Source organism: Clostridium sp. L2-50, from assembly GCF_000154245.1.
Lineage (GTDB): Bacteria > Bacillota > Clostridia > Lachnospirales > Lachnospiraceae > Coprococcus.
Map to the genome: position 1 here is coordinate 141694 of NZ_DS480312.1, position 24566 is coordinate 166259.

General features: G+C 42.0%; 22 protein-coding genes, 2 pseudogenes and 1 other annotated feature. Of the genes and pseudogenes, 4 read left to right on the forward strand and 20 right to left on the reverse strand.

The window, feature by feature from the left end:
- Positions 1-51: 51 nt before the first annotated feature.
- The 13 genes from CLOL250_RS00795 to crcB all read right to left on the reverse strand — a co-directional run bounded on the left by CLOL250_RS00795 (position 52) and on the right by crcB (position 14600).
- Complete coding sequence (locus CLOL250_RS00795) at positions 52-363, reverse strand: helix-turn-helix domain-containing protein (RefSeq protein ID WP_021944812.1); 312 nt, start codon at positions 361-363, stop codon at positions 52-54.
- A 5-nt stretch (positions 364-368) separates the two neighbouring features.
- Positions 369-716 carry a type II toxin-antitoxin system RelE/ParE family toxin gene (locus CLOL250_RS00800; RefSeq protein WP_008399964.1) on the reverse strand — a complete coding sequence of 116 codons (348 nt, stop codon included), beginning with the start codon at positions 714-716 and terminating at the stop codon, positions 369-371.
- A gap of 172 nt (positions 717-888) precedes the next feature.
- Positions 889-2634 (reverse strand): FAD-dependent oxidoreductase, encoded by a 1746-nt coding sequence (locus CLOL250_RS00805; protein WP_008399966.1) that lies wholly within the window; start codon positions 2632-2634, stop codon positions 889-891.
- Between the two features lie 2 nt (positions 2635-2636).
- On the reverse strand, positions 2637-3200 hold the full coding sequence (gene ahpC / locus CLOL250_RS00810; protein ID WP_044944556.1) for an alkyl hydroperoxide reductase subunit C: 564 nt from the start codon (positions 3198-3200) through the stop codon (positions 2637-2639).
- A 343-nt stretch (positions 3201-3543) separates the two neighbouring features.
- Complete coding sequence (locus CLOL250_RS00815; protein WP_008399968.1) at positions 3544-5298, reverse strand: 1-deoxy-D-xylulose-5-phosphate synthase; 1755 nt, start codon at positions 5296-5298, stop codon at positions 3544-3546.
- A 5-nt stretch (positions 5299-5303) separates the two neighbouring features.
- Complete coding sequence (locus tag CLOL250_RS00820; protein WP_044944722.1) at positions 5304-5690, reverse strand: MerR family transcriptional regulator; 387 nt, start codon at positions 5688-5690, stop codon at positions 5304-5306.
- A gap of 315 nt (positions 5691-6005) precedes the next feature.
- Positions 6006-6569: a hypothetical protein gene (locus CLOL250_RS00825; protein ID WP_049941071.1), complete on the reverse strand. Its 564-nt coding sequence runs from the start codon at positions 6567-6569 to the stop codon at positions 6006-6008.
- A 619-nt stretch (positions 6570-7188) separates the two neighbouring features.
- Positions 7189-8910: a carbon starvation CstA family protein gene (locus CLOL250_RS00830; protein WP_008399974.1), complete on the reverse strand. Its 1722-nt coding sequence runs from the start codon at positions 8908-8910 to the stop codon at positions 7189-7191.
- 133 nt (positions 8911-9043) lie between these two features.
- Positions 9044-9308, reverse strand: a binding site (T-box leader).
- Positions 9309-9395: 87 nt separating this feature from the next.
- Positions 9396-10802, reverse strand: coding sequence for an amidophosphoribosyltransferase (locus tag CLOL250_RS00835; protein ID WP_008399976.1), 1407 nt, complete (start codon positions 10800-10802; stop codon positions 9396-9398).
- A 508-nt stretch (positions 10803-11310) separates the two neighbouring features.
- Positions 11311-11793: an HD domain-containing protein gene (locus CLOL250_RS00840; protein ID WP_008399977.1), complete on the reverse strand. Its 483-nt coding sequence runs from the start codon at positions 11791-11793 to the stop codon at positions 11311-11313.
- A gap of 160 nt (positions 11794-11953) precedes the next feature.
- Entirely contained in the window at positions 11954-12442 is a 489-nt protein-coding gene (locus tag CLOL250_RS00845) for a pyridoxamine 5'-phosphate oxidase family protein (RefSeq protein ID WP_274922216.1), read from the reverse strand.
- A 544-nt stretch (positions 12443-12986) separates the two neighbouring features.
- Positions 12987-14195, reverse strand: a complete 1209-nt coding sequence (locus CLOL250_RS00850) for a M20 metallopeptidase family protein (protein ID WP_008399980.1) — start codon at positions 14193-14195, stop codon at positions 12987-12989.
- A 42-nt stretch (positions 14196-14237) separates the two neighbouring features.
- Positions 14238-14600, reverse strand: a complete 363-nt coding sequence (gene crcB, locus CLOL250_RS00855) for a fluoride efflux transporter CrcB (protein ID WP_008399981.1) — start codon at positions 14598-14600, stop codon at positions 14238-14240.
- A 160-nt stretch (positions 14601-14760) separates the two neighbouring features.
- On the opposite strand from crcB, the gene CLOL250_RS00860 reads away from it, so the two are divergent.
- The 4 genes from CLOL250_RS00860 (at position 14761) to aguA (ending at position 18615) form a co-directional block, all read left to right on the forward strand.
- On the forward strand, positions 14761-15249 hold the full coding sequence (locus CLOL250_RS00860; RefSeq protein WP_021944800.1) for an RNA polymerase sigma factor: 489 nt from the start codon (positions 14761-14763) through the stop codon (positions 15247-15249).
- Positions 15233-15853 (forward strand): hypothetical protein, encoded by a 621-nt coding sequence (locus CLOL250_RS13195; RefSeq protein WP_008399983.1) that lies wholly within the window; start codon positions 15233-15235, stop codon positions 15851-15853. Before CLOL250_RS00860 ends, CLOL250_RS13195 begins: the two co-directional genes overlap by 17 nt.
- 166 nt (positions 15854-16019) lie before the next feature.
- Entirely contained in the window at positions 16020-17312 is a 1293-nt protein-coding gene (locus CLOL250_RS00870) for a serpin family protein (protein ID WP_044944559.1), read from the forward strand.
- 205 nt (positions 17313-17517) lie between these two features.
- Entirely contained in the window at positions 17518-18615 is a 1098-nt protein-coding gene (gene aguA / locus CLOL250_RS00875; RefSeq protein ID WP_008399991.1) for an agmatine deiminase, read from the forward strand.
- Positions 18616-18707: 92 nt separating this feature from the next.
- On the opposite strand, the gene CLOL250_RS00880 is transcribed toward aguA, so the two are convergent.
- From CLOL250_RS00880 to CLOL250_RS00915, 7 genes and pseudogenes are all read right to left on the reverse strand, one after another.
- On the reverse strand, positions 18708-19145 hold the full coding sequence (locus tag CLOL250_RS00880; protein WP_008400001.1) for a DUF3783 domain-containing protein: 438 nt from the start codon (positions 19143-19145) through the stop codon (positions 18708-18710).
- A gap of 23 nt (positions 19146-19168) precedes the next feature.
- Positions 19169-19483: pseudogene (locus CLOL250_RS00885) on the reverse strand (carboxymuconolactone decarboxylase family protein); the annotation flags it as partial.
- A gap of 16 nt (positions 19484-19499) precedes the next feature.
- A pseudogene (locus CLOL250_RS14350) lies at positions 19500-20214 on the reverse strand (carboxymuconolactone decarboxylase family protein).
- A gap of 25 nt (positions 20215-20239) precedes the next feature.
- Complete coding sequence (locus tag CLOL250_RS00900; RefSeq protein ID WP_008400007.1) at positions 20240-20662, reverse strand: cupin domain-containing protein; 423 nt, start codon at positions 20660-20662, stop codon at positions 20240-20242.
- Positions 20663-20948: 286 nt separating this feature from the next.
- Positions 20949-21332, reverse strand: coding sequence for a DUF6262 family protein (locus CLOL250_RS00905; RefSeq protein WP_008400010.1), 384 nt, complete (start codon positions 21330-21332; stop codon positions 20949-20951).
- On the reverse strand, positions 21298-22815 hold the full coding sequence (locus tag CLOL250_RS00910; RefSeq protein ID WP_008400012.1) for a tyrosine-type recombinase/integrase: 1518 nt from the start codon (positions 22813-22815) through the stop codon (positions 21298-21300). The genes CLOL250_RS00905 and CLOL250_RS00910 overlap by 35 nt, the downstream gene beginning before the upstream one ends.
- Positions 22808-24559, reverse strand: a complete 1752-nt coding sequence (locus CLOL250_RS00915; RefSeq protein ID WP_008400013.1) for a tyrosine-type recombinase/integrase — start codon at positions 24557-24559, stop codon at positions 22808-22810. Before CLOL250_RS00915 ends, CLOL250_RS00910 begins: the two co-directional genes overlap by 8 nt.
- Positions 24560-24566 lie beyond the last annotated feature (7 nt).

Sequence of the window (24566 nt, forward strand, 5' to 3'; positions counted from 1 at the left end):
AATGAACATTGATACCAGGCAGAAGGACGTTCTTTTTATTTTTTCTTCTTATTATTTTGCTACTACAAATTCTGTTTCATCCAGATCTTCGGAAGCTAAGATATCAAGCAAACGAAACGCTGGTCCGGTTGGGTGTGTTCTGCCACACTCCCATGCCTCTACTGTTTTCTTCGAAACACCCATATAAGATGCAAAAACTCCCTGTGTCATTCCTGCCCGCATCCTGATCTCACGAATTTCTGTATTTGAATATTCCTTCACTGGCATTATCATATATGTTTTTACGCGAGCTTTTCCCTGTCCTTTTTCATACTCTATTGCTTCTTCCAATCCCTGTTTTAAATCATCAAATAATGAACCCATAGAAATCATCTCCTATTCTTTGCCGTTTCCTCTTTCAAAGATTTTACCAACTTCTTAAGTACATTTTTTTCTTCATTTGTCAGATTTTCCTGACTTTTCTTTTCAAATGCAGTTATTAGATAGGTAACTTCATATTCTGCAAAATCCGTATAACATACACGAACACTACCACTCTTTCCTCTATTTTCTAATGGGAACCGTACCTTACGTATTCCACCAGTCCCTTCCATTACCGGTCCTGATTCTGGATTTTTTAATAGCATAATTTGCAATGCTCGTAACTCATCTTCCCCAAGCCCTATTTCTTTCCACCGTTTTGTAAATAATGGTATTTCAATAAATGTTCTTATCATTCGTTAATTCATCCCTCCTTTTTTTAAATAGTATACCCTATTTTGTAGGGTGTCAATCTTTTTATTTAATCTGTTTTGTCTAATATCCTATTTTACACGATCACAAATTATTCAAAATAAAAGGAGCATCCCTTTACCGAATATATATCCAGTAAAGAGATGCTCTATTATTTTATAAAATCTCATCCAGATAGTCTAATAGCTCCGGTAATGTCTTTCTTCCAAATGCCACATGTTCATCATTCACAACAAGGCACGGTACGCTCATAACCTTATAGCGTTTCTGATAAGATGGATATAGCATCACATCGTAAATCTCTGCTGTAACCTGTGGATTTTCTGCGGCTATTTTCTGTGCTGCGATGACAAGATCGGGGCACATGGAACAGGCAAGTGTTACAAGAATCTTGATATGAAGCGGCTTTTTGATCGCATGAATACGCTCCATTATCTGTGCATCCACTTCTTGTCCCGGTCCGGCAGCATTATATAAGCCAATCACAAAAGAAGTGAATTCATGTCCACCCGGTACACCATGGAAGCCAAGCCCGGTATCACTTCCGTCTTCTCCCAAAATCCTGACAAATGGTCGTTCGTTTGCCGGAACAGAATCCCCGCCTGCCCCTTCCTCTGCTACGATTACACTGAGCTTTTCGGTTCGTCTGCTCATAGCTTCCATATATTGTTTTAGCTGCACTGACTCCTGCTTCTGATTCAGATATAATTTCAGGATCAGCGGATGCGCCATGCGGTCAAAGACCTCATCTAACTGCTTTTCCGTCTCTTCATCAAAGAACTCGTCCGACAATGAATCTTCTGCTTCCGGCTGTTTCTGTTGTCCAGTTTTATGCATTTCATATCCGGTATTTTCAGCGACCACAGGCTGCATTCCTTCACGCTTTTTCTCCTGTGTAACATTCTTTTCCTTTGATTGTTTATTTCCCTGCAAATTCCGTGATGGCTTTGCTCCATTCTTTTTCTGCATGGCTGCCACATACCGTTCAAGCTCTGTCGCTGCAACTGCACCATCACCGACTGCCGTCACTACCTGACGAAGATTTTTCTGGCAGACATCGCCAGCCGCATAAACACCCGATATACTGGTCTGTCTGGAAGTATCCGTAATTACATATCCCTTTTCATCAATCTCTGCTTTTCCCTGCAGCAACGAAGTCTCCGGCTCGTATCCGGCAAATACGAAAATACCAAACGTATCTCCTTTTGGCGCATGATATACACTTTCTTCCCCTGTTTTCACATTTTTATACACCAGTGTTGTCAGGACATCTTCACCCTCCGCGCGGACGATCTCAGTACTGGTAAGCACCGTAATTTTTTCATTTGCGCTGGCTTTATCCGCCGATGATTTAGGACAGGAAAAATCTTCGCCCCGGATCAATATCGTCACATGGCTGGCATACTTGGTAAGGAATACACTTTCCTCCGCAGCGGCATAACCGCCACCCACAACAAATATTTCCTTGCCGGTGAAGAACTCTCCATCACAAGTTGCGCAATAAGCTACGCCCCGTCCTTTAAACCGTTTCTCCCCCTCAAATCCGATCATTCTCGGATGCGCTCCGGTTGCGAACAGAATTCCATAACAGGAAAAGTCGCCCTTATTTGTATGCACGATTTTATATTCTCCATCTACATCCAGCTTTTCAACCTCTGCCATCAGGAATTCTGCACCAAAATTCTCTGCCTGCCTGTACATAGCAGCGGTCAGGGATTTTCCATCTGTTTTCTCTATTCCCGGATAGTTCACCACCTCTTCTGTTATCGTGATCTGTCCGCCAATCTTCTCTTTCTCGACAACAAGCACCCGGTAACAGGCTCTCGCCAGATAAATAGCTGCTGTAAGCCCCGCCGGTCCCGCGCCTGCAATCACCACATCATACATATTTTCATCCTTCATTCTTACAATCTCCCTACAAGATCCAGACTTGGACGCAGCGTAGCTTCTCCCGGCTGCCATTTGGCAGGGCAGACCTCGTCTCCATGCTCCGCAACAAACTGGCATGCCTGCAATTTACGAAACAGTTCATCTGCATTTCGTCCGACATTGCCTGCACTGACTTCATAGGAGACAATTCGCCCTTCCGGATTGATGATGAAGCTGCCACGTTCAGCCATCCCATCTGATTCGATCATCACTTCAAAATCTTCACATAATTCATGATTTGGATCTGCCAACATCGGAAACGTGATCTTTTCAATCTTTTCCGATGTATCATGCCATGCCTTATGCACAAAATGCGTATCTGTTGATATGGAATAAACCTCACACCCGACAGCCTTGAAATCCTCATATTTATCCTGCAGATCTGACAACTCCGTCGGGCAGACAAATGTAAAATCTGCGGGATAGAAGAAAAATACACTCCATCCGCCTAATATGTCGTCTCTGGTTACCGTTTTAAATTCACCATTTTGATATGCATGCACAAAAAAATCGCTTACTTCTCTGTTAATCATCGACATTGTTTAATCTCCTTTATCAAACATTATTTCTGATTAATATTACCTGTAAGCGATTTTTTATACTGTTGCTACATAAAAAAACAGATATCCTTTACCTCTGTCAGCCAACAATCTCCATTGAATAACTCATTGTAATTTCTATTCGTTGCACATGCCCTATTCGTAAATACTCCTGTGCTAACTCGCCTCCGGCTCGAACAAGCACCCGTATTTACTGGCAATGTGCATCTCATAACGAAATTGCACTGATGTTATATCAATAGAGACTGTTGACTGATAGAAACAAGACTATCTGTTTTATAATAATACTCTACATAGTATGAACATTTTACTATTTAAACATCTATAAAATACGTTTCACATCTTCTGTAATCTGTTCTGCTGTCAGATGATTTTCTTTTAATACTTCATTTACATCGTAGCGGTCATAGAAGAATTTCTTTAAACCGTAATTCAGAACCTTCATATCAGAATCACCATAGAAGCCGGCGATTCTCTGACCGAAGCCGCCTTCCAGATAACCATCCTCTAACGTGATCACGATATCATGATCTTTCTTCAGATCATTCAGAAGTTCTTCATCCATACCGGAAACATACAGTGGGTTAATGATGGTTGGCGCAACTCCTGTCTGCTCCTCGATCAGTGCTGCCACATCTGTTCCAAGCTGATAGAAAGTACCTGCACCGATAACAGCAATCTTGCTTCCCTTTTTAGTTACTTCGTATTTATTTAACTGACTGAAATCCTTTGTTACAGCCTTTCCGTCCGATACCATCGCAGCTCCCGGAAGCTTGATCGCAACCGGATGCTCTGTCTGCTCCACGCTCCAGTCAAGCATTGCCAGATATTCCTCTTTGGTTGTCGGTGCCAGATACACAAGCCCCGGAATACTTGTAAGCATCGGAATATCCTGTAATCCAAGATGTGTCACATCATTCATTCCATATACAGATCCCGCAAATACAACGATCGTTGCAGGGTTGTTATTGATACACAGATCCTGTGTCAACTGATCATATGTCCGCTGGATAAATGAACTGTATACACCATATACAGGCTTGCCGCCATTTGCCGCAATACCGGATGCCAGTGCAACCGCTGTCTCCTCTGCGATACCTACATCAATAAACTGACTGCCCGCTTCTTTTCTCTTATCCTCTGTAAATCCCATAACGGTAGGTGTTGCCGATGTGATCGTAACTACAGATAGATCTTCCTTCATTTTCTTTAAGAGATAATCTCTGGTTACGTCGGAATAATCTTCTCCGTCAAATTCCATCAAAGACTTTCCTGTTTCAAGGTCAAATGGCATACACCAATGCCACTGTTCCTTATTCTGTTCTGCCGGTGCATAGCCTTTTCCTTTTAAAGTTTTAATATGCACGACAACCGGTTTCTTACTGTCTTTTACAGATTCAAATGCTGCGATCAATGCAGCAATATCATTTCCTTTATCTACATATACATAATCAAGTCCCATTGCACGGAACAGATTACATTCTGCCTGCCCATTTGTCTCACGAAGCAGTTTCAGATTCTGATATAAACCACCATGATTCTCAGCGATCGACATATCATTATCATTTACAACAATGATCAGATTGCCACCAAGCTCAGCCGCATAGTCAAGACCTTCCAATGCCTCGCCACCGCTTAATGAACCATCACCGATCACAGCGATCACGTTGCTGTCTTCCTTTTTCAGATCTCTGGCTTTCGCAAGGCCACAGGCAAGACTGACAGATGTAGATGTATGTCCGATCTCAAAGAAATCATGCTCACTTTCTTTTGGATTTGTATATCCGGATACATCATCGTAATGTTCTTCGTAGAGATAAGCATCCTTTCTGCCTGTCAGCATCTTATGCGGATAGCTCTGGTGGGATACATCATATACGATCTTGTCCTTTGGCGACTCAAATACATAATGCATCGCGATCGTTGCTTCTACCATACCAAAATTCGGTCCAAAATGTCCGCCATGCTTACTTGCACGAACCAGTAATGCCTGTCGCATCTCTGCTGCCATCGCTGTCATTTCTTCTATATTCAATTTTTTTACATCTTCAGGTCCGTTAATCTGTTCAATATACATAATTTCTAACAATCCTCCTTATCCCATGACAATACGCCGGTCTGTACCGCTTTCTCATAGCGCGATACCTTATAGGCAAGCCGCTTCATGGTCGCCTCGATCTGTTCTTTCTGCTCCCGCAATGCATCATACTGCTCCTGCAATAGCTGCCGTCTTGCTTCAAACGTCGTATCTCCCATCTGATACAGTTTCACATATTCAATCAATGCCTCGATCGGAACGCCGGCATTCCGCATACAAACTGCATTTTCTACCCAGCCAAGATCCGATTCCTGATAATCTCTGTTTCCACTCGGAGTTCTTGTAACCGGTGGAATCAGTCCTACGCGCTCATAATACCGAAGGGTATCCTGTGAGATACCAAATTTCTCACTTACTTCCTTGATCGTCATCTGCGCCACCATCCTTCATTTGATTTTTCCTTACTATAACACTTAGAGTTCGCTCAAAGTCAAGATATTTTTTGTCAGTCTATAGATGAAATGTTTATTGTGATATATGCCACTGCCGCCTGTATAGCCTGCAGAATACGCTACGCTTTCTACTCGTCACACGTGCCTATCCGCTCATGCTCCTGTGCAACTCGCCCTTCGGGCTCAGACAGGCACCCGCATTCGCTGCCAGCGTGTTCCTCATTACGAAATGCTCGCTATGATTCTGCAGGCTATACAGGCGGCAGTGGCATATATCACAATAAACAATACACATTATTTAATAAATTCTGCCGTCAGCTTCATGATGTCTTCCAGATTCTTCAGATTCTTCCATACATTGGCTGTCTCTAAGGAATGATTTGCTTCCTCTATCACATGAACCGGAATCCCTGCTTTTTGACACCGATCTGTAATTGCAGCGGTGCTCTCCACCCACGGATCTGCCGTTCCCGTAAATGCTATCGCTCTCCCCGACAGATTATCTGAACAATTGTCAAATGTCGCCTCAAGCGGAGTATACAGCACATGCCTGCATGGTATCTTATGTCTTTCTGCATAAGTAGTCGCAATGATCGTTCCTACACTTTTTGATAAGAATAAAATGCTGTCATACCCGGAAAAATCTATATCTTTTAATATTTCCTCTGTCTGTCCGTACAGGTCTTCAAATGCTGCCTGCATTTTTACCGGATCACCTTTGACATTTCCGATCCGATTCACATATTCTACGTTCTTATATTCTTTATATCCTATGGATTCTGCTACACGCCTGCCATAATATAACAGTGGCTTGTCGCAGTGATAGCCGATTCCCGGAAAACATACTACCAGCTTCATCTTCATACCTCCTGTTTTTTTCGCTAAATCGTCTATTTAACCACTACTCTTGTGATAAAACATGGCACGGGAATTTAGCGGTTACCAGTGCATTTAGCAAATACGCTCCGCTTTCTATTCGTCACACCCGCTTATCCGCTCATGCTCTTTGTGCAACTCGCCCTTCGGGCTCAAACAGCACACCGCATTCGCTGCTAGTGTGTTCCTCATTTACGAAATGCTCGCTATAATTCAGCTAAACACACTGGTAACCGCTAATTCCCGTGCCATGTTTTATTATAAACTCTATCTGCTTAAATAGACGATTTATTTGCTTTTATCTTGAACTGATTTTATCCAGTTATAAACTAACATTTAATTAAACATACGCGTTTTGATAAAGATTGTCAATTCCATAGTATTTTAAGGACAGCTCTTACTTTTAAAAAATAATTATCCAATATCATATAAAGAATTTCCTGATTATATTGTTTGTATTATATACCTCTCTATAACGCAAAAACTGTGGTGGGAGGATATCTGTATATCTTCCACGCCACAGTTTTTAATGAATATTATTTTTTACGATTTAGAATTATTATTTATTTTACGTTTATTGTTTTTTTATTTGAATATTATTTTATGCTTCCTTTTCAGCAGTCTTCTCATTCTTCATAAGAACAAGTTTTCTGATACATGTAATTGCTACAATGATACCAAGTACGATAAGGAATACTGCAACAATGAGCTGAAGTCCTTCAACAAGGAATGTACCGGTTCCGGCCTGGAACTTCTGGATATTTCCGATTACGTTGAGAACGATAGCTGTAAATGTTACAGCAAGCATTATAAGCATTGGTGGATAAAGCATTGCATGCTTTCTGCTTGTTGCCTTGAGGAATACTGCTACACCGATCAGTACAAGTGCTGCAAGCATCTGGTTTGCTGATCCGAAGAGTGGCCATACATTTGAATATCCACCCTTGCAGAGAAGGTAACCAAAGAACAATGTTATAACTGTAGCTAAATACTTATTTGTAAGAATCTTCTGCCATACAGGCATCTGGGATGGATCTGTAGTATCTCCCATGAACAGCTCCTGGAATGACATGCGTCCGATACGTGCGACTGAATCAAGTGATGTAAGAGCAAGTGCTGATACACACATGGTCATGAATACATTCGCTACTGAATTTGGAAGTCCGAACTTCTCAAGGAAACCTGCGATACCCTGTGAGAAGATCTGGAATGGTGTAAGTCCTTCCGGTGCTTTTCCTCCAACTGCTACTGCACCAACTACGATCAATGAGATAACACCGAGGAGTGTCTCAAGGATCATTGCGCCATAACCTACAAATAACATATCTTTTTCATTTCTGATCGTCTTCGATGATGTTCCTGATGAAACAAGGCTGTGGAAACCGGAAACCGCACCACAGGCGATCGTTACAAACAGTGTTGGGAACAGATAACTCTTAGCACCTGTTGACGATACAATTGTGAAACCATTGAAAGCGTTCAGTCCCATATTCGGATGTCCAACCAGAACACCGACAAATGCTCCAACCAACATACCAACAAGCATGAATGTTGTCATGTAATCTCTTGGCTGCATAAGTAACCACATAGGAAGTACGGATGCAAGGAACAGATATGCCATGATAACGTAGTTCCACTGGTCACCGTTTAAGTACCAAGGAAGCTTCATACCTACTGCAAACATTGCAACGATGAGGGCGATAGCTACGATTGCTTTCACCCACTCCTTCATATTCTTGCAGGTCTTCATAACAACACCGAGCACCATAGCGACAACAATGAATAACATAGATACTGTAGCGGCTGCTGCGCCGTTAAAGTTCTTTGTTACTGCTCCGTCAGCACCTGTTGTAAATCCGTTAAATGTTGATGAAACCATAGATGTAAAGGCTGCAATAACAAGAAGTGTAAAGAGCCAGCAGAACAGCGAGAAGAATCTTCTTCCTGCCTTGCCTATGTACTTCTCAATAACAAGTCCGATGGACTTACCCTCATTTTTAACGGATGCATACAGAGAACCGAAATCCTGCACTGCACCGAAGAATACGCCTCCGACAAGCAGCCAGAGTAAAACCGGTACCCATCCAAACATTGCCGCAATGATTGGTCCCTGTACAGGTCCCGCACCTGCGATGGATGAAAACTGATGTGCAAATACTGTAAGCTTTGATGATGGTACATAATCCTTTCCATCTTCATTTGCAACGGCCGGGGTCTTTGCATTTGCATCTATGCCCCATTTCTTAGCAAGCCATCTTCCGTAACCCAGATAGCCAGCTCCTAAAACTACTACTGCGATAAGAATAATTACCAAACTATTCATATCATTCTCCTTCCTTCCGCCATGTGGCAGATACTTGATTATAGTATGTTCACAAAGAGTTTATACAAAAACATATCTTTTATAGGACGACCTTTCCTATAAATTAAAAAAAGCTTTCGTCTTCATGTAATTTCATAAAGACGAAAGCCATTAAACTTCCGCGTTACCACTTTATTTGCCATTCAAAAAAATGACCACTCAACCTCATCTCATAAGCTCACACTGTAGAAATAAGTTTCTTTGTAACGGTAGAAAACCGGTGACACCTAATGTCCATATCTGGAATTCAGTGCACTGCTCGCAGAGGATAATCACTAAAACATACACCGTCTCACACCACCCGACGGCTCTCTGAAATACTCCTTTTTTAATGATCGTATTCTGTTCGTTGCATTTGCTCTTTGTTAACTGCTAATTTAGCACTCTGTTTTTTTGTTGTCAAGAGCGATTTTAAATTTTTTTGACTTTTTCTGAATGATTTTTCCCTATTCTTTACCATCCCAACAATAAGTACACAGCTTGCACTTATCGATTCCAACGGATTCCAGCATATCGTCCAAGCGATTGAAACGCAATGATGTAAAGTTCAGTTCCTTACGGATCTCCTCAACCATTGTTTCGTATTTCTCAGATTCCGGATCTGCATACTCCTGTAATACCTCATCGGTTACATTTCCATTCTCCAGACGATCGATCACACGACGGGTGATCAGATCCATTTCTGATGATGAACGGGAGAAATTCAGATATTTACATCCGTATAATAACGGAGGGCAGGCCGGACGGATATGTACTTCCTTCGCACCACTCTCATATAAGAATTCAGTTGTTTCACGAAGCTGGGTTCCACGTACGATCGAATCATCGATCAGCAGAAGGCTCTTATCACGGATCAGCTCATCCACTGCTAACAGCTTCATCTTTGCGATCAGATTTCTCTTACTCTGGATCGTTGGCATGAAGGAACGTGGCCAGGTCGGTGTATATTTGATAAATGGTCTGGAAAATGGGATTCCTGATTCATTTGCGTAGCCGATTGCATGAGCAATACCGGAATCCGGTACCCCGGCTACGATATCCGGCTTTACATTATCACGCTTCGCCATCGCCTTACCACAATTATACCGCATCTGCTCTACACTTGTGCCCTCATAGGAACTGGATGGATAACCATAATATACCCAGAGGAAGGTACAGATCTTCATTTCTTTATTCGGATTGACCAACGTGATACAGTTCTTGTCTGTCACGACAGCGATCTCTCCCGGTCCAAGTTCCTTATAGTCCTTATATCCAAGATTTTTATATGCAAAATTCTCAAAGGTTATACAATAGGCATCTTCTTTCTTACCGATGACAACCGGAGTTCTGCCGTATTTGTCACGGGCTGCATAGATTCCCGCCTGATTCATCAACAGAATGGATACAGAACCATCGATAGAATCAAGCGCAAACTGAATTCCTTCGATCAGATTTTCCTTCTGATTGATCAGTGCTGCGATCAGCTCCGTTGCATTGATATCGCCGCCGCTCATTTCTAAGAAGTGGGAATGTCCATTCTCGAACAGCTTCTTTGTAAGTTCACCTGTGTTATTAATCTTACTGACTGTTGTAAGTGCATAAGTGCCATGATGAGAACGTACGATCAATGGCTGCGGTTCGTAATCAGAGATACATCCGATTCCCATATGACCACTCATTTCCTGAACATCTTTGTCAAATTTTGTACGAAATGGTGCATTCTCAATATTGTGGATCGCACGATTAAATCCGTCTTCTCCATATACTGCCATTCCGCCTCGTCTTGTTCCCAGATGTGAATGGTAGTCGATACCAAAGAACAAATCAAATACACAATCCTGCTTTGATGCTACGCCAAAAAATCCGCCCATTGCCTTTTCCTCGCTTTTCTAAAACTCCTGAACCGATATAACGCCTACGGACGGCGGTTTTATTTCCAATACGGACGAGCGAATTCCCTCTATATTCTTTCTTCCACAAAACACTTGCGTTCTATTTTTACGCAACGGTACTAAGCTCTCTGCTAATCGCAGATCGCTAAGGACCGGCGTAAAAAGAGGTCTGTTACAGAAAAATATAGATGAAATACGCTCTGTCTACATATAGAAATCAGATAAAACCGCCTGTCTCACGCTTCCCTATATCGTTATATTCGATTCTATTTTTATTGTGATAAATCTTCGTTTTTTACAAAACCTTTTTTATTTTATAGGATGTACTTACATAAATCAATAATTTCTATCAAAAAACGTAATAAAAAAAAGACAACATCATACATTTATCGGGCTGCAAACAGCTTATAAAAATGTGTATGATATTGTTCTTTTTTTATCGAGCGCAATGTTATTTTATAGCTATATATAGCATGCTGTATTATGATCAGCCACGGGCAGTTTTTGTAAAGGCAAGGCGAAGGGCTCTGGTGGTTTCTTCGGCGGCACACAACTTATCCGCCCATGTTACGATCCAGCTCTCCCGGAACTTTGGAGGTGTTATGTTGAGTGGGAACATATGCTTTCGGATGATATCCCGCTCAATGAAGTTCAAATTGAAATCCCGTCTGGCATTATGCAAGGCTCGTTCTGCATGAAAAAAACCATGCAGCCGATGTCCGCCATCCTTCTCATGCCAGTCATACAAGAAATAATCATGAAGCAGTGCTCCACGCACCAGCGACCGTTCATCAATATATGCGGAACATTTCTCTGCAAGCTCCAGACTTTTCTCCGCCACCCGCAGGGAATGATCGTAACAGGTTATTGAACCATGTTGCACAAATGTTTTTTCTTTCTGCATACCCTCTGATGCCAGGATATCCGCACCATATTTATATATTTTTTCTTCGATACGATTCGCTTCCATTTTGGATTCTCCTGAATTCCCTAATCTCTGTCTCTTACATCATTCAACTACTGCCAACTATTTTCCAATTCCTTGCTTTTTTCTCAAACCGGCTATTTATTCTTACCCATGATAGCACAATTTATATGTGGTAAACTATTACTTTTTCTTAATGTTCTTTTCATTTTTTTTGATTCATTTTTACCGATAATTCGGGAATAACAACTTTGATCACATTTACTGATTTTGTCATTGACTCTGTAATGATAAAATCTCTCCCTGTCTGGTTCTTCATAAGAAGCTCCAGTCCCATAACCTTCTCATCAACATCGGTCAGAATACTGGCAGTTCCTTCACCCATCACGCAAGCATAATATGCACCATATTCACATGGAACTTCACCACCACCGGTCAGTACCATATCTGTATCAATCTCGATAAATACATTTGGATTAGCTGCGATCACGTCATATTTGCGTCCTTCCGTTGCGCCATGCATATATAACGTAAGTCCTCCATCCTTATAAATATATCCATAATGCAATGGAACGATGTATGCCTTTCCCTCATCCACCATCCCAAGATGAACCACGCCTGCTTTCTTTATGATCTGCTCGATCTTCACCGGATCTGTAACTTCACGTTTTTGTCTTCTCATTGGTCTGTTCATTATGTTCTCCTTTTAGCCACATTGGGCTTAAATTATTATTAAAGACTTATTTCCCATCCCTCAATCATCAACAATAGACTTATGAATAGGGCGTACTTTCCTATAAAGTAAAAAAACAGAGAATTCGCACATCGTCGAACCTCTCTGCTCTTTTTTCATTATATACCAGCTTTATGTTATCTGACAAGTGAGCATTTATAATTATTTAAAGTTGCATGCAGAACATTTGTTTGATATAATAATCACGGTGCTACCCTATTCGGTAGGCGGTCAGTCTTCTCCACAGGAGTTATAGCCTGTGTTTACATAGAAATCCATTTATGGAAATCTGTTGAGGAGGTCGGTGCTTATGCTTACAACGGAGCTTTTTATAGCCATTATCAGCTTATGCATTACTTGCTTTGCTCTTGGTTATACCGTTGGTTCTAAGAGCAATAAATAGGCACAAAAAAACCGCCCAGCCCGGTAAACTGTGAGCGGTCCTTTTTGTGACCAAAACATTATCAAGGCTAACCGTCTATCGGTAGCATCTTTTGATATTATATTAACATTCCCCCTCTTTTATGTCAACACACAACCCGGCAAACATAGTAACTGCGGTTTCAAGTATGGAATCGGGAAATTCAAAATGTTCCGTGTGAAGCTGGACATAATCCTCTCCATCACCAATGCCGAAAAATGCGCCCTTTGTCTCCTGCAAGTACCAGCCAAAGTCCTCCGACCAGCGCATCGGCTCAGGCAGCTCTATATATGGAATCTGGTGAGAAGCCGCACACGCCCGGATCTTCTGCACCTGTTCCGCATGATTATCCGTAGATGGAAACCGTTCAATCTCCTTTATCGAAAGTTCCAGAGCTTCCTTCTGTGCCATAACCTCTGCCAGCTTACGGATCTCTGCCAGATACTCACGAAATACCTGTTCACCTCCGCTTCGAACGGTAAGTCTCAGATACCCGTCCGATGCCGCTACACCGTAGTTCTCACTTCCAAGTTTCATCCCAATCAAAGTCATGCGGACAAATCCCTTCGTCTCATTAAACTGCTTTGTCAGTTCTTCAATCTGAAGCAGAAGTCCGGCAAGTGCATATCCAGGATTTCTGCCAGCTTCCGGATATGCTGCATGGCTCGGCGTTCCTGTCATGTGGATCTCTAAGCCCGTTGAAGCACATGCAAATGTTCCATCCTTCACAAGTACCGTTCCAAGCGGCTTCCCCGGTATATTATGAAAGCCATAGATTTCTCCGATATGCTTTTCTTTGATCAGGCTTCTGCAAAGCTCTGCACCCTTTCCAATCTCCTCTGCCGGCTGGAAGATCAGATATACATCCTGTGCCAACGGATCTTTTCTGCTGTCCAGATACAAGCCAAGTCCACATAGCACACTGCTGTGTCCATCATGTCCACAGAAATGTCCCGGCTTTCCATCTTTGCCACATACCGCATCCATATCTGCCCGGAATGCAATCGGTGGCTTATATTCCGTCATTTGCTCTGGTATTTCCACAGCCACTTCACTCACATGGAATGTTTTATCATTTTCTGTGGTTACCCGATCATATGCTCTTTTCACCGCATAAAACCATGCCCCACAATCTACGATCTCTAATGCTGTATGCGATTTTAAGAAATCCATCAGCAACTGTTTTGTCTTTACTTCCTGCATGGAATGCTCCGGGATCCGGTGGAGCTGCTTTCGCAGTTCCATTATTTGCTCTATAATCTGTTTATCTATATATTGCTCTCTCTTATCCATATCGTCAGCCCTCTATTCCCATAAATCTTCATCGTTTCATCGTTACTTCATAAGTATTTGTGCAGCAAATACCGCAGCAACACTTAATATCACACTTAATCCTATATAAAGTATCGTAAATCCGTAATTCCCGCTCTGTATTAATTGATCTGTTTCCAGTGCAAATGTAGAAAACGTCGTAAATCCACCGCACACTCCCGTCTTTAATGTCAAAACCAGAAGTGGTGATACCTGATACTTTTCTGCCAACACAGAAATTAAGCCAATAACAAATGCTCCTATTACATTAATCAATAATGTTTTTATCGGAAAGTTGTTTTGTGCTCCCACCGGTATTAAACCAATCAAATATCGAAGAATTGCACCTATGCCGCCTCCAACGCCAACTAACAAACATTTTACCATTTTATCTTTTCTCTCTTTCTGTCATTTCATACCTACACTATCAAATGATAAAACAATACAAATTTTATGCAAGTATAATTTTGTATTTTTGTAACCTTTAAACCGGATGAATTGTGTTATTATTGAAAGGCCTTTTAACACAAGAAAAGAGGATGTGACTATGCGATTACCAACACAAACTGTTATACAAATGTATCAGGACAATCTGTTCCGCATTGCATTTTCCATTTGTCAGAACCGGGAGGATGCCGAAGATGTTGTTCAGGAAACATTTCTACGCTATCATTCAGGTGCCGTGGATTTTAACGATGAAATGCATATCCGGGCATGGCTGATCCGGGTTACGATCAATCAGTCAAAAAATATGCTTCGCACCTTCTGGCACAGGAACCGGACATCATTGGAAGATTATATGGAACAACTGAATTTTTCTGATACTGAAAGCCAGGAATTATTTGAAACAGTCATGAAGCTGCCGGAAAAATACCGGACAGTGATCCATCTGTTTTATTATGAAGACTATTCCATTAAGGAAATTGCAGACATTCTAAAGATCAGCGAAAGCAACGTAAAGGTCCGGTTAAACCGCGGACGTACCGTGCTTCGCGACACCCTAAAGGAGGCTTGGGACTATGAACAATCAGAATAAAGAACGCTATAAGAAAACATTTGACATGATCCACTCAGATGCAGTCATCAACATCACCCCGGAACGCTCAAAGAAGCTGCGGATCCACACGATCACACGCAGACTTTCCTACGCAGTTGCCGGACTGGCAGCCATCTTCTGTCTGTCAAATGGCATCTGTCTGGCAGCAACCGGAAGCACCTGGGTGCATAAGGTATTCTCTACTGCAAATGGTACGAAGGTCGAATGCGATGCAGAAGACGCTACCATGTCTTTCCGTATCGAATCAACCGATCAAACCTATGTCACCGCGAAAGCCGGAAGACTGTATTTCACCCTGAACGGACAGCAGACCGATATCACAGACAAATGCAGTACAGATACCTACTTCCGATATGATTACACGGATGCCGATCATATCACACATGTGATCGTCATAGGCGGAACTGCCGATGATTATGGCTATGCCGAATATCTGTTTGATGCAGATGGTACTTATATCTTCAACAACATGAATGTATCTTCCGATACTCCGGCATGGTTTGTAAATGCGGAAAAAGATCTCGGTGTAGATGCGGAATCCTTATCAGATGAAGCTGCCACCTATTCCGTGACCGAAGAATAAAAATTTTTAAAATAATTCCATAAATCCTCCATTTTCTTTCGTATGTAAATTAAAGAAGCAAATAAACCGGACATTGATAAGACTATATATATTTTTGAATATTCTTATTCACTGATATATGTTAGTATTATTCATATCTAACCACGAAAGAAATGGAGGATTTTTTATGAATAAACAGATAATCAGCTTATTACTTGGTGCATGTCTGTGCACAAGTCTTGCAGGATGCGGAAACGCAGATAATAATGGCGGCAGCGTCACCAAACAAAAACTTTTAGCATCAAAGGAACTCGGAAGTGACATCGCAGTCGGAGCAAAACCGGCGCCCGTCGATTCCTATGAGGAACTTAAAAACGGTGTCAACAATTTTGCATTTGACCTGTATGATGCACTTCCAAAAGACAGCAACTGTTTTTATTCCCCTTACAGTATTTCCAGCGCACTGTCCATGCTCGATCAGGGTGCCGGGGGCGAAACGAAAACGGAACTGGAATCAACACTTGGCATCAAAGATCTTTCAACCTGGAATACAGAAATGCAAAGCTATCTGAACAAAGACTGGTCCAAGCAGACATATGTAAATACTGCAAATTCCATCTGGATGACCACCGGAAAAGACTGGGCGTCTAATATCTCAGATGATTTTCTGCTTCCGGCCAAGACCTATTACCATGGTGAGATATATGAAGCCGATTTTACGGATCATGCCGATCAGGTTGTGAAGGATGTAAACAACTGGGTAAATGAACATACAAATCAGATGATCCCATCCATCATGAATGAACTTCCGACAAATACTGTTATGATGCTCATTAATGCAGTTTACTTTGAAGGAAAATGGCAGACACCATTTACAGAGGATAACACATACGATGATACTTTCCACGGAACCAGCGGAGATTCTACCGTACCAATGATGCATCTGTACGATGAACGATTCTCTTATGCGGATAACGGATCGATAAAAGGAATCGTACTTCCTTACGATGGTGATTCTGTTGTAATGAAAGTATTCCTTCCATCTAAAGAAGGCGATACGATCACCAACCTGTTCGATGCTTTAAGCAGTGATGAGAAACAGGCACTTATCGACTCTCTGGATAATGCTGATTCTCCTGAGATAGAGACCATTCAACTTCCAAAATTCACAGATGAACAGAGTATCAACGGTCTGGATGATATCCTGAACAGACTTGGAATCCGGTCTGCATATGCTTTTGCTGATTTCTCAAAGATCGCAGATGGCATCGCGGTATCTTCCGTTTCTCACAAAGCAAAAGTGATCGTTGATGAAAACGGAACAAAGGCTGCCGCGGAGACGGATATCATAATAAAGGAAACTGCTATGATGCCACCGGAAGAAACCTATAACTTCATCGTTGACCAGCCATTTGTCTATGTCATTGAAGATCAGGATACCGGAATGATCCTGTTCATGGGACGGGTAAATGATCTGTAAGATCCAATTCCATATTGATTTTCAATAATCTCTGTGCTATCGTAATAAGAAATAAATACAGACACATGCAACGGAGCAATTCAGAAAATGAGTTGCTCCGTTTTTTGTTTTATCAAATATAAGACTGAAAAATCTCCTGCCTGCAAGAGATGATTTTTCAAACACGCTATGGATATTTTATTTACGATACAAGGAGGATACAGGAATGGCGAAACTTATTACAAACTCGACCCCAAAGGCTGACGGTTTCCGTATGCCGGGAGAATTTGAAGAACAAAAGCAGATCTTTATGATCTGGCCGGAACGAACCGACAACTGGAGAGCCGGTGCGAAACCGGCACAAAAAACATTTGCAAATGTAGCTGCTGCAATCTCAGAATTCGAACCTGTTACAATGTGCGTATCTGCCGCACAATATGAACATGCAAAAGCCATGCTGCCTGCCGGCGTACGGATCATTGAAATGAGCAGCAACGATGCATGGTGCAGAGATATGGGACCATCTTTTCTGATAAATGATAAAGGCGAAATCCGCGCCTGTGACTGGTCCTTCAATGCCTGGGGCGGACTGGTCGACGGATTGTATTTTCCATGGGATAAGGATGATCAGATCGCATCCAAGATCTGCGAACTGGAACAGATTGATTCTTACCGAACCGATGATTTCGTATTAGAGGGCGGCTCTTTTCATGTCGATGGAGAAGGTACACTGATCACCACCGAGATGTGCCTGCTGTCAAAGGGAAGAAATCCTCATCTCACAAAAGCTCAGATCGAGCAGAAATTAAAAGATTATCTGAATGTCGATACGATCATCTGGATCAAGGACGGCATCGATCCCGACGAGACAAATGGACATATCGATGATGTCGCCTGCTTCGTCCGTCCCGGTGAAGTTGCCTGCATCTATACGGATGATCCGACTGACCCATTCTATAAAGAAGCACAGGCCGCTTACCACACCCTGTCAAATGCTGTAGATGCCAAAGGCAGGAAGCTGATCGTCCATAAGCTCTGTACAACCCAAGCTCCGGTTTATCTGAAGGGCATGGAAACAGTCGATGCAGTTCCCGGAAGCGCTCCAAGAAAAACCGGTGACCTTGCGATCGCCTCTTATCTGAATTTCCTGATCGTAAATGGCGGCATCATCCTGCCACAGTACGGTGACGAAAATGACGCTCTTGCAATCCGTCAGGTGCAGTCCATGTTCCCGGAACGTAAGGTTGTCGGTGTCCGTACCGAAGAAATTGCTTACGGCGGCGGTAACATCCACTGTATCACCCAGCAGCAGCCAAAAGCATAAACGACGCATGAAACTTTATCTGCAAACATTAAAATCGTATTATAAAAAATAATCGTACAGGAGAATCAAATTCATCCCTGTACGATTCTTTTTTACTTTCTCATCATTGCAAATCTTTCTCTGCAAAGCTCCTGCATCAGCATCGGAACTGTCCAGTTCTGATTGCTTGGTGTCAGAATGGCTTTATACATAACCTTCACCTCAGCATGACGAAGCTCAAACAACATCTTATCCAGCCGTTTTTCTTTCAGATTGCATACCAGAATTAAGCTGTCTGCACGGCTCTTTGCCTGTGCGTTCACCGCCCCTGTCTCTGAAGAATGTCCTGTCACATTTTCCTGTTCCCGACCAGTTCCATCTATCGTATCTGCGGTGTTTTTATAGACTCCATTTACAAGCTCGCCCAACTTATAATTCGCTGTCACTATTTCTTCCGGTATCCGGTCTACAGTGATCTTCATCCGGCTCGCAATATTCTGTATCTTGTGATATTCGATGTCATCTACATGTATTAATACTAACTTTTCCATGCCGTCTCCTACTTATCTTCTGCCCAGACTTCTTTTGCCATACGGAATACTGCCCATGCCTTTGGCCATCCACAGTAAAATGCTGCATGTGTAACGATCTCAGCAATTTCTTCCTGCGTGATTCCATTTGCCTTTGCACTCATCAGGTGATAACGAAAAGATTCGTCTGTAAGTCCCTGCGCCATCAATGCAACTACGGTTACAAGAGATCTGTCTCTGAGGGACAGTTTATCTTCTCTGCTCCATACCTCACCAAATAATACATCATCATTTAATTCTGCAAACTTTGGAGCAAATTCTCCAAGCTGTGTTCTTCCTGCTGTCTGCTTTACTGCCATGATAGATCCACCTTTCCTATGCTAACTTATTATATTCTTCATCTGTAATCGGTTCGCACCATTCATTACTGCAATTCTCCCCCGGTACTTCTACTGCGATATGGGAAAACCAGCTATCCTTCTTTGCACCATGCCAGTGCTTTACCTCTGCCGGAATCGTAATTACAGTTCCCGGTGCAAGACTGACTGCCTCTTTTCCTTCTTCCTGATACCAGCCCTCTCCGGCTGTGCAGATCAGAAGCTGTCCACCGCCCTTTGTTGCGTGATGGATATGCCAATTGTTACGGCATAAAACTGGACTACCCCTCCGCAATCCCTTATAGTTACGGGCTTTAACGGCATACACGTCTGTGTTTTGTGCGACCCTTTCATGACGAGCAGTTTCTGCCAGGTTATTTCTCTGCTTCGTCCTCATTCCAAACCTCTTTTGCAAGATTAAAGACTGCCCAGCCTTTTGGCCAGCCTGCATAGAATGCTACGTGAGTGATGATTGCTGCGATCTCTTTCTGTGTTACCCCATGATCCTTTGCATTCTGTAAATGGAATTTCAAAGAGGAATCTGTGATTCCCTGTGCCATCAGTGCTACAACTGTGATGATACTTCTTGTTTTTAAATCAATATCTTCGTTATTCCAGTTCTCTCCGAAAAGAATGTCATCGTTAAAATGTGCAAAATCTGGTGCAAATGTTCCCAGAGCATTTCTTCCTGCTATCTGTGTGATCTTTGCCATGATATCAAACCTCCATCTTTCTTATTTATGGTAATTTGTTATACTCTTCTTCCGGTAAAAACTCCAGCCATTCGTTGGAAGCTCCCTCTGCTGGAACTTCAACAGCCAGATGCTGGAACCAGCTGTCTTTCGCTGCCCCGTGCCAGTGTTTTACTTCTGGTGAAATATTTACTACATCTCCAGCTTTCAATTCACGAGCTGGTTTTCCTTCTTCCTGGTACCATCCTCTTCCACCAGTAACCAGAAGGATCTGTCCACCTTTATGATGGATGTGGTATGCATTGATTGTTCCCGGAGCGAAAGTAACCAGACCAACTGGTACTCTCTCTGTTGTAAGCATATTCAAATAGCATTCACCTGTAAAATACTTTGCGAATGCTACGTTTTCTTCACCGATTGGAAATACGTTACCTCCACCTAAGTCTTTTTTCATCTGTTCGATATCCATAAAAAATTCCTCCTTGCTCTTTTTATTTTATGGTACAACCTGAAGTAAGCTCTAGGTCAATAGATTTTGCAACTTTTTACATAAAGTTCATAATTTTTCTGTGACAGTTTGCATTTCAGGTACACTCTATTTCTTATCGGTATCATCATACTCCCATATTGCTTTCTATGTCCAATACCCATTATTATGGGTTGCTTAATGCCTTTTAAGCATAATCTGTTTCTATATCACAATGCAAAACAGATCTGCTGTATTCTGGCAGACCTACTTTGCATTATGATATAGCTTAAATCTGTTTGATAAGATTCAACTCTTTCTTGGATAGTGCTTTTTTTAACTTCTGGTTTTCCTTTATTAGATTCTCATTTTCGCTTTTCAGTTTCTGTAGCTGTTGCCGGAGCAGATTCATTTCCGCTTCCATCGCCTGACTGATAATGTTTCTCCTTGGATCCACCATACCAGCCTGCTGTTCCATTGCTGCATCAATCTCACCTCTTACAATCGGATTCTTGTAAAAGAATCCTCTAGATAAACCAGTCTTTTGCATCAGTGCTGGTACGGACACCTTTTCTCTCTCCAACACCATTGTCCGTATTGTCAGGACTGCCCGTTCCACTTTTTCTTCGCTCTTTCTTTTATTCAATTCCAGAATCTTGTCGTATTTGCTCATATTCTTCTCCCCATCCGTCCAGATTTGCTAAGATAATCTGTGACATAAGATTTCTTACTTCCCTTGTCTCATCTGCCAGTCGCTGATTGCTCATTTTCCGGTAGTACTGGACGCTTTTCACTCCTTTATGACCCAGGAGCTTTGCTATGGTCCAATCATCCACATGGAGTTCTGTCAGCTTTACCCCATAACAGTGCCGGAACATATGCGTTCCAAATCCGAATAATTTCCCGCTGTCATCTCGGATATCTTTTTCATAGATCATTCGAAGCACTTTATCCTGCAAGGTTTGGTAACTGATTGGTCTCTCCGGTTTGTTCTCGTCCGCAAAGATATAAATGCTTTCAGGATAATGCTCATTTGCATAACTGACTGCCTTTCCAATCAGCTGTGCCAGCTCCCGGCTGATCGGTTTTTCATATCTTCTTGTTTTCGGCTGGTATATGATAATCATATCCTGACGGTCATGTTTATAAAGGCAGTCTTTCCGCAAGGTCAGCGTGTCGGAAATTCTGGTTCCAAGCATCTGGTGGATGATCATTGCCCTTGCTATCTGCTCTTCCATTTTTACAATCTGGGCATTCAGTCTTTTCAGCTCACTGTCCGAATAAGATTTGAATTCTGCTTTCCGTTCTGGCGGAAAATCAGATTTTAAAAACAGTTTTGTAAGATGTGGAAAATCATAAATTTTTCCGATTGTTTCCAGCACATTTCGAAGCTTTAGCAGGTCATCCCGGATGCCATTCCCTCCGTTTGATTCTACCTTGATGTTGATTAAAAATTGTTCTATGATCTCCCGGTCAATCTCTTCGCAGGTGCTGATCTTGGAATGCTTTTCATCCAAATACTTTGAAAATTTATTCATGGCGGACAGTTCACGTTTTATACTGCCAAGGGCTTCGGTTTTCAGATGATGGTAAATTGCTTTTTTTACTTCTTCCCGAATATCTGGTTGCCGGATTCCTCTGAAATTTAGTGTCTTATGGTTGACAATCGGATTTGTCCGCAGGATAAGCGGAAGCCTTTCCAGATGCCAGATATCCTTTGCCAGCTCATTGGTTTCTGATCGGTCCAGTGTAAATTCCAGAAGGCTTTCAAAATACCGGATCAGGGCAGCTTTTTCCACCGATTCAGTCTGAATGTTCGTCACTTTATGCTTCGTCAAAGCCCTACCGTTTTGTATCATCCACATTTTCAACTGCTTTATCCAGAAGTCTTTTTCTCTGTCAAGCAGGCTGTTTTCCTGATGGGATGACTTCTGAAAAAATTCACATAAGCTGTTAAAATAATGCCTTTCCCTTTTTATGGTCAGGATGGATACCTGCGTTCCACGGTAGTAAATGTATTCGACAAATTCTGTCTGAAGCTGGTTTCCCGGCAGTTTATCCAGATCAAAATATTGTTCCTTATTCAGCTTTTCCTTTTGCTCATCGGTAGCCAGCTTATAACATTCCAGTTGTTGGAATTTCAGTTTATTATCCATGCTTCTCTCCTTTCTGCATACAGGCAAGCAGGCTGTTTTCCTCTTCCTCAAAGTATGCGTCATTTTCTTTAGCAATTTTTCTTGGCATATAATCTATATACTGCATGGTCATTTCCTCAAACATATGTCCCAGATAGTCCCGGATGCTTTGGATTGATACGCCATGCTCATAAAAATTGGTTGCTACGGTATGTCGGTAATCATGAGACTTAAAAATATATTCTCCATTCTGTATGCCTATCTGGGAGCAGTATTTTTTCATCTGCCCCATGAAGGTGCTTTTGGAAAATGCTCCACCTTTCCGATTCCGAAAAATGTATGCTTCTTTTTCGGTAGGGTGTTTTTTCAGATAAACCTGCATCAGACGATACAATGTTACCGGAATGGGAACCCTTTTATAATTTTTCATTTTCACCTGGTAGACCTTCATCCAGCAGTCACCATTCTGGATATAATACGCATCCCCTTTTAAGGTGCAGACCTCACTGATCCGGAGTCCCACACACCAGAGATGTAAAAACATCATTCTCAGGTGTTCAGGAAACTGTGAGAGGTTTTGGATAATTTCCATATACACATCCTCTTCCACACTTCTGTCATGGTGGACTGGGATCTGTTTTTCCAAGTAATACGATGCATAAAACGGAACCTTTTTTATATACCCCTTTACTTCCAGAAATTTCATAAAAAACTGTATTCCCGAAACATTGGTATTAAATGTCTTTGCTCCCATAGCACCATTCTGCAAATTCTTTAAATATACATCAATCAGGCTGGCATCACACTTGGTAACTTCCAGTTCGCTGATCTCCTGCAAAAAATTTCGAATGGTTCGGAATCTTTCGTACACCGTACTGAGCGCCAGTTCTCCGATTCCAATTTCGTACTTCATATATTCCTGAAGCAGCAATCGATTCTTGGGCTGTAGAACTTCCTGAAATGATATTTTTTCTATACTGTCACTCTGGTTTATTCTTTCTTTGGCAATACGAAACCGCTCTAAATACCAGATGGTAGCATCCCATCTTGTTTCATCAGTTTCTATAAAAATCACTTTACGGGCAGTTTCCACAATGCTCTTCAGTCGTTTTCGCCGTTGCTCTTTCTCGACTTTCTGCTTCAGGTAGTCCTGAAATGCTGTTTCCTGTTCCAGCTCCAGAAGCTGGATATCTGTAATCTGCTCCCGGATGCAAAATTCGTAAAAAAGCTGTAACCCGGTCAGTTTATATTCCCTCAGTCTGGAAATTTCATAATTCTCCAGAATATATTCCAGCACGGTAAAAATCTGACGTTTCAGTTTCTCACTGGCTGCCGCTTTAAAATTCCAGACCATGTTACTCCGACACCGTACCGTTTCCACACTCTTTACGATTACAGGATCTGAGTGGTATGGAACAAAAAGTATTTCATTTTTATATTTCCATTCACATTCCCTCTGTCCAGCCGGAGTTTTCATCCGTTCCCGGATGTACGCCTGCCGTATCCGGTCGAACGTTCCGGTATATCGGTAAATGTAATTTCGCTTTATCAGCGGTGTTATATATAATTCAAATTTCATTCGCAGTTCATAATCTATTTCCGAAAGATGTTCTACCATCTCATCTGCCAGAAACAGCAGAATCTGTTCTGTAATGGAACTTCCTGCTTCCTCTTTTGCAAACTCCCGGATTTCTTTTCGTAGCTGCTCAATCCGCCTGCTCCGTTCTTGTTCTGCCTCTATAAAAGACTGTAAAAACGCAGGCATAAAAACC

What these genes read in the sequence shown, in the direction of transcription:
- CLOL250_RS00795 (WP_021944812.1), bottom strand. Translation starts at nt 363, where the DNA reads ATGGGTTCATTATTTGATGATTTAAAACAGGGATTGGAAGAAGCAATA.
- CLOL250_RS00800 (WP_008399964.1), bottom strand. Translation starts at nt 716, where the DNA reads ATGATAAGAACATTTATTGAAATACCATTATTTACAAAACGGTGGAAA.
- CLOL250_RS00805 (WP_008399966.1), bottom strand. Translation starts at nt 2,634, where the DNA reads ATGAAGGATGAAAATATGTATGATGTGGTGATTGCAGGCGCGGGACCG.
- ahpC (WP_044944556.1), bottom strand. Translation starts at nt 3,200, where the DNA reads ATGTCGATGATTAACAGAGAAGTAAGCGATTTTTTTGTGCATGCATAT.
- CLOL250_RS00815 (WP_008399968.1), bottom strand. Translation starts at nt 5,298, where the DNA reads ATGTATATTGAACAGATTAACGGACCTGAAGATGTAAAAAAATTGAAT.
- CLOL250_RS00820 (WP_044944722.1), bottom strand. Translation starts at nt 5,690, where the DNA reads ATGACGATCAAGGAAGTAAGTGAGAAATTTGGTATCTCACAGGATACC.
- CLOL250_RS00825 (WP_049941071.1), bottom strand. Translation starts at nt 6,569, where the DNA reads ATGAAGCTGGTAGTATGTTTTCCGGGAATCGGCTATCACTGCGACAAG.
- CLOL250_RS00830 (WP_008399974.1), bottom strand. Translation starts at nt 8,910, where the DNA reads ATGAATAGTTTGGTAATTATTCTTATCGCAGTAGTAGTTTTAGGAGCT.
- CLOL250_RS00835 (WP_008399976.1), bottom strand. Translation starts at nt 10,802, where the DNA reads ATGGGCGGATTTTTTGGCGTAGCATCAAAGCAGGATTGTGTATTTGAT.
- CLOL250_RS00840 (WP_008399977.1), bottom strand. Translation starts at nt 11,793, where the DNA reads ATGGAAGCGAATCGTATCGAAGAAAAAATATATAAATATGGTGCGGAT.
- CLOL250_RS00845 (WP_274922216.1), bottom strand. Translation starts at nt 12,442, where the DNA reads ATGAACAGACCAATGAGAAGACAAAAACGTGAAGTTACAGATCCGGTG.
- CLOL250_RS00850 (WP_008399980.1), bottom strand. Translation starts at nt 14,195, where the DNA reads ATGGATAAGAGAGAGCAATATATAGATAAACAGATTATAGAGCAAATA.
- crcB (WP_008399981.1), bottom strand. Translation starts at nt 14,600, where the DNA reads ATGGTAAAATGTTTGTTAGTTGGCGTTGGAGGCGGCATAGGTGCAATT.
- CLOL250_RS00860 (WP_021944800.1), top strand. Translation starts at nt 14,761, where the DNA reads ATGCGATTACCAACACAAACTGTTATACAAATGTATCAGGACAATCTG.
- CLOL250_RS13195 (WP_008399983.1), top strand. Translation starts at nt 15,233, where the DNA reads ATGAACAATCAGAATAAAGAACGCTATAAGAAAACATTTGACATGATC.
- CLOL250_RS00870 (WP_044944559.1), top strand. Translation starts at nt 16,020, where the DNA reads ATGAATAAACAGATAATCAGCTTATTACTTGGTGCATGTCTGTGCACA.
- aguA (WP_008399991.1), top strand. Translation starts at nt 17,518, where the DNA reads ATGGCGAAACTTATTACAAACTCGACCCCAAAGGCTGACGGTTTCCGT.
- CLOL250_RS00880 (WP_008400001.1), bottom strand. Translation starts at nt 19,145, where the DNA reads ATGGAAAAGTTAGTATTAATACATGTAGATGACATCGAATATCACAAG.
- CLOL250_RS00900 (WP_008400007.1), bottom strand. Translation starts at nt 20,662, where the DNA reads ATGGATATCGAACAGATGAAAAAAGACTTAGGTGGAGGTAACGTATTT.
- CLOL250_RS00905 (WP_008400010.1), bottom strand. Translation starts at nt 21,332, where the DNA reads ATGAGCAAATACGACAAGATTCTGGAATTGAATAAAAGAAAGAGCGAA.
- CLOL250_RS00910 (WP_008400012.1), bottom strand. Translation starts at nt 22,815, where the DNA reads ATGGATAATAAACTGAAATTCCAACAACTGGAATGTTATAAGCTGGCT.
- CLOL250_RS00915 (WP_008400013.1), bottom strand. Translation starts at nt 24,559, where the DNA reads ATGCCTGCGTTTTTACAGTCTTTTATAGAGGCAGAACAAGAACGGAGC.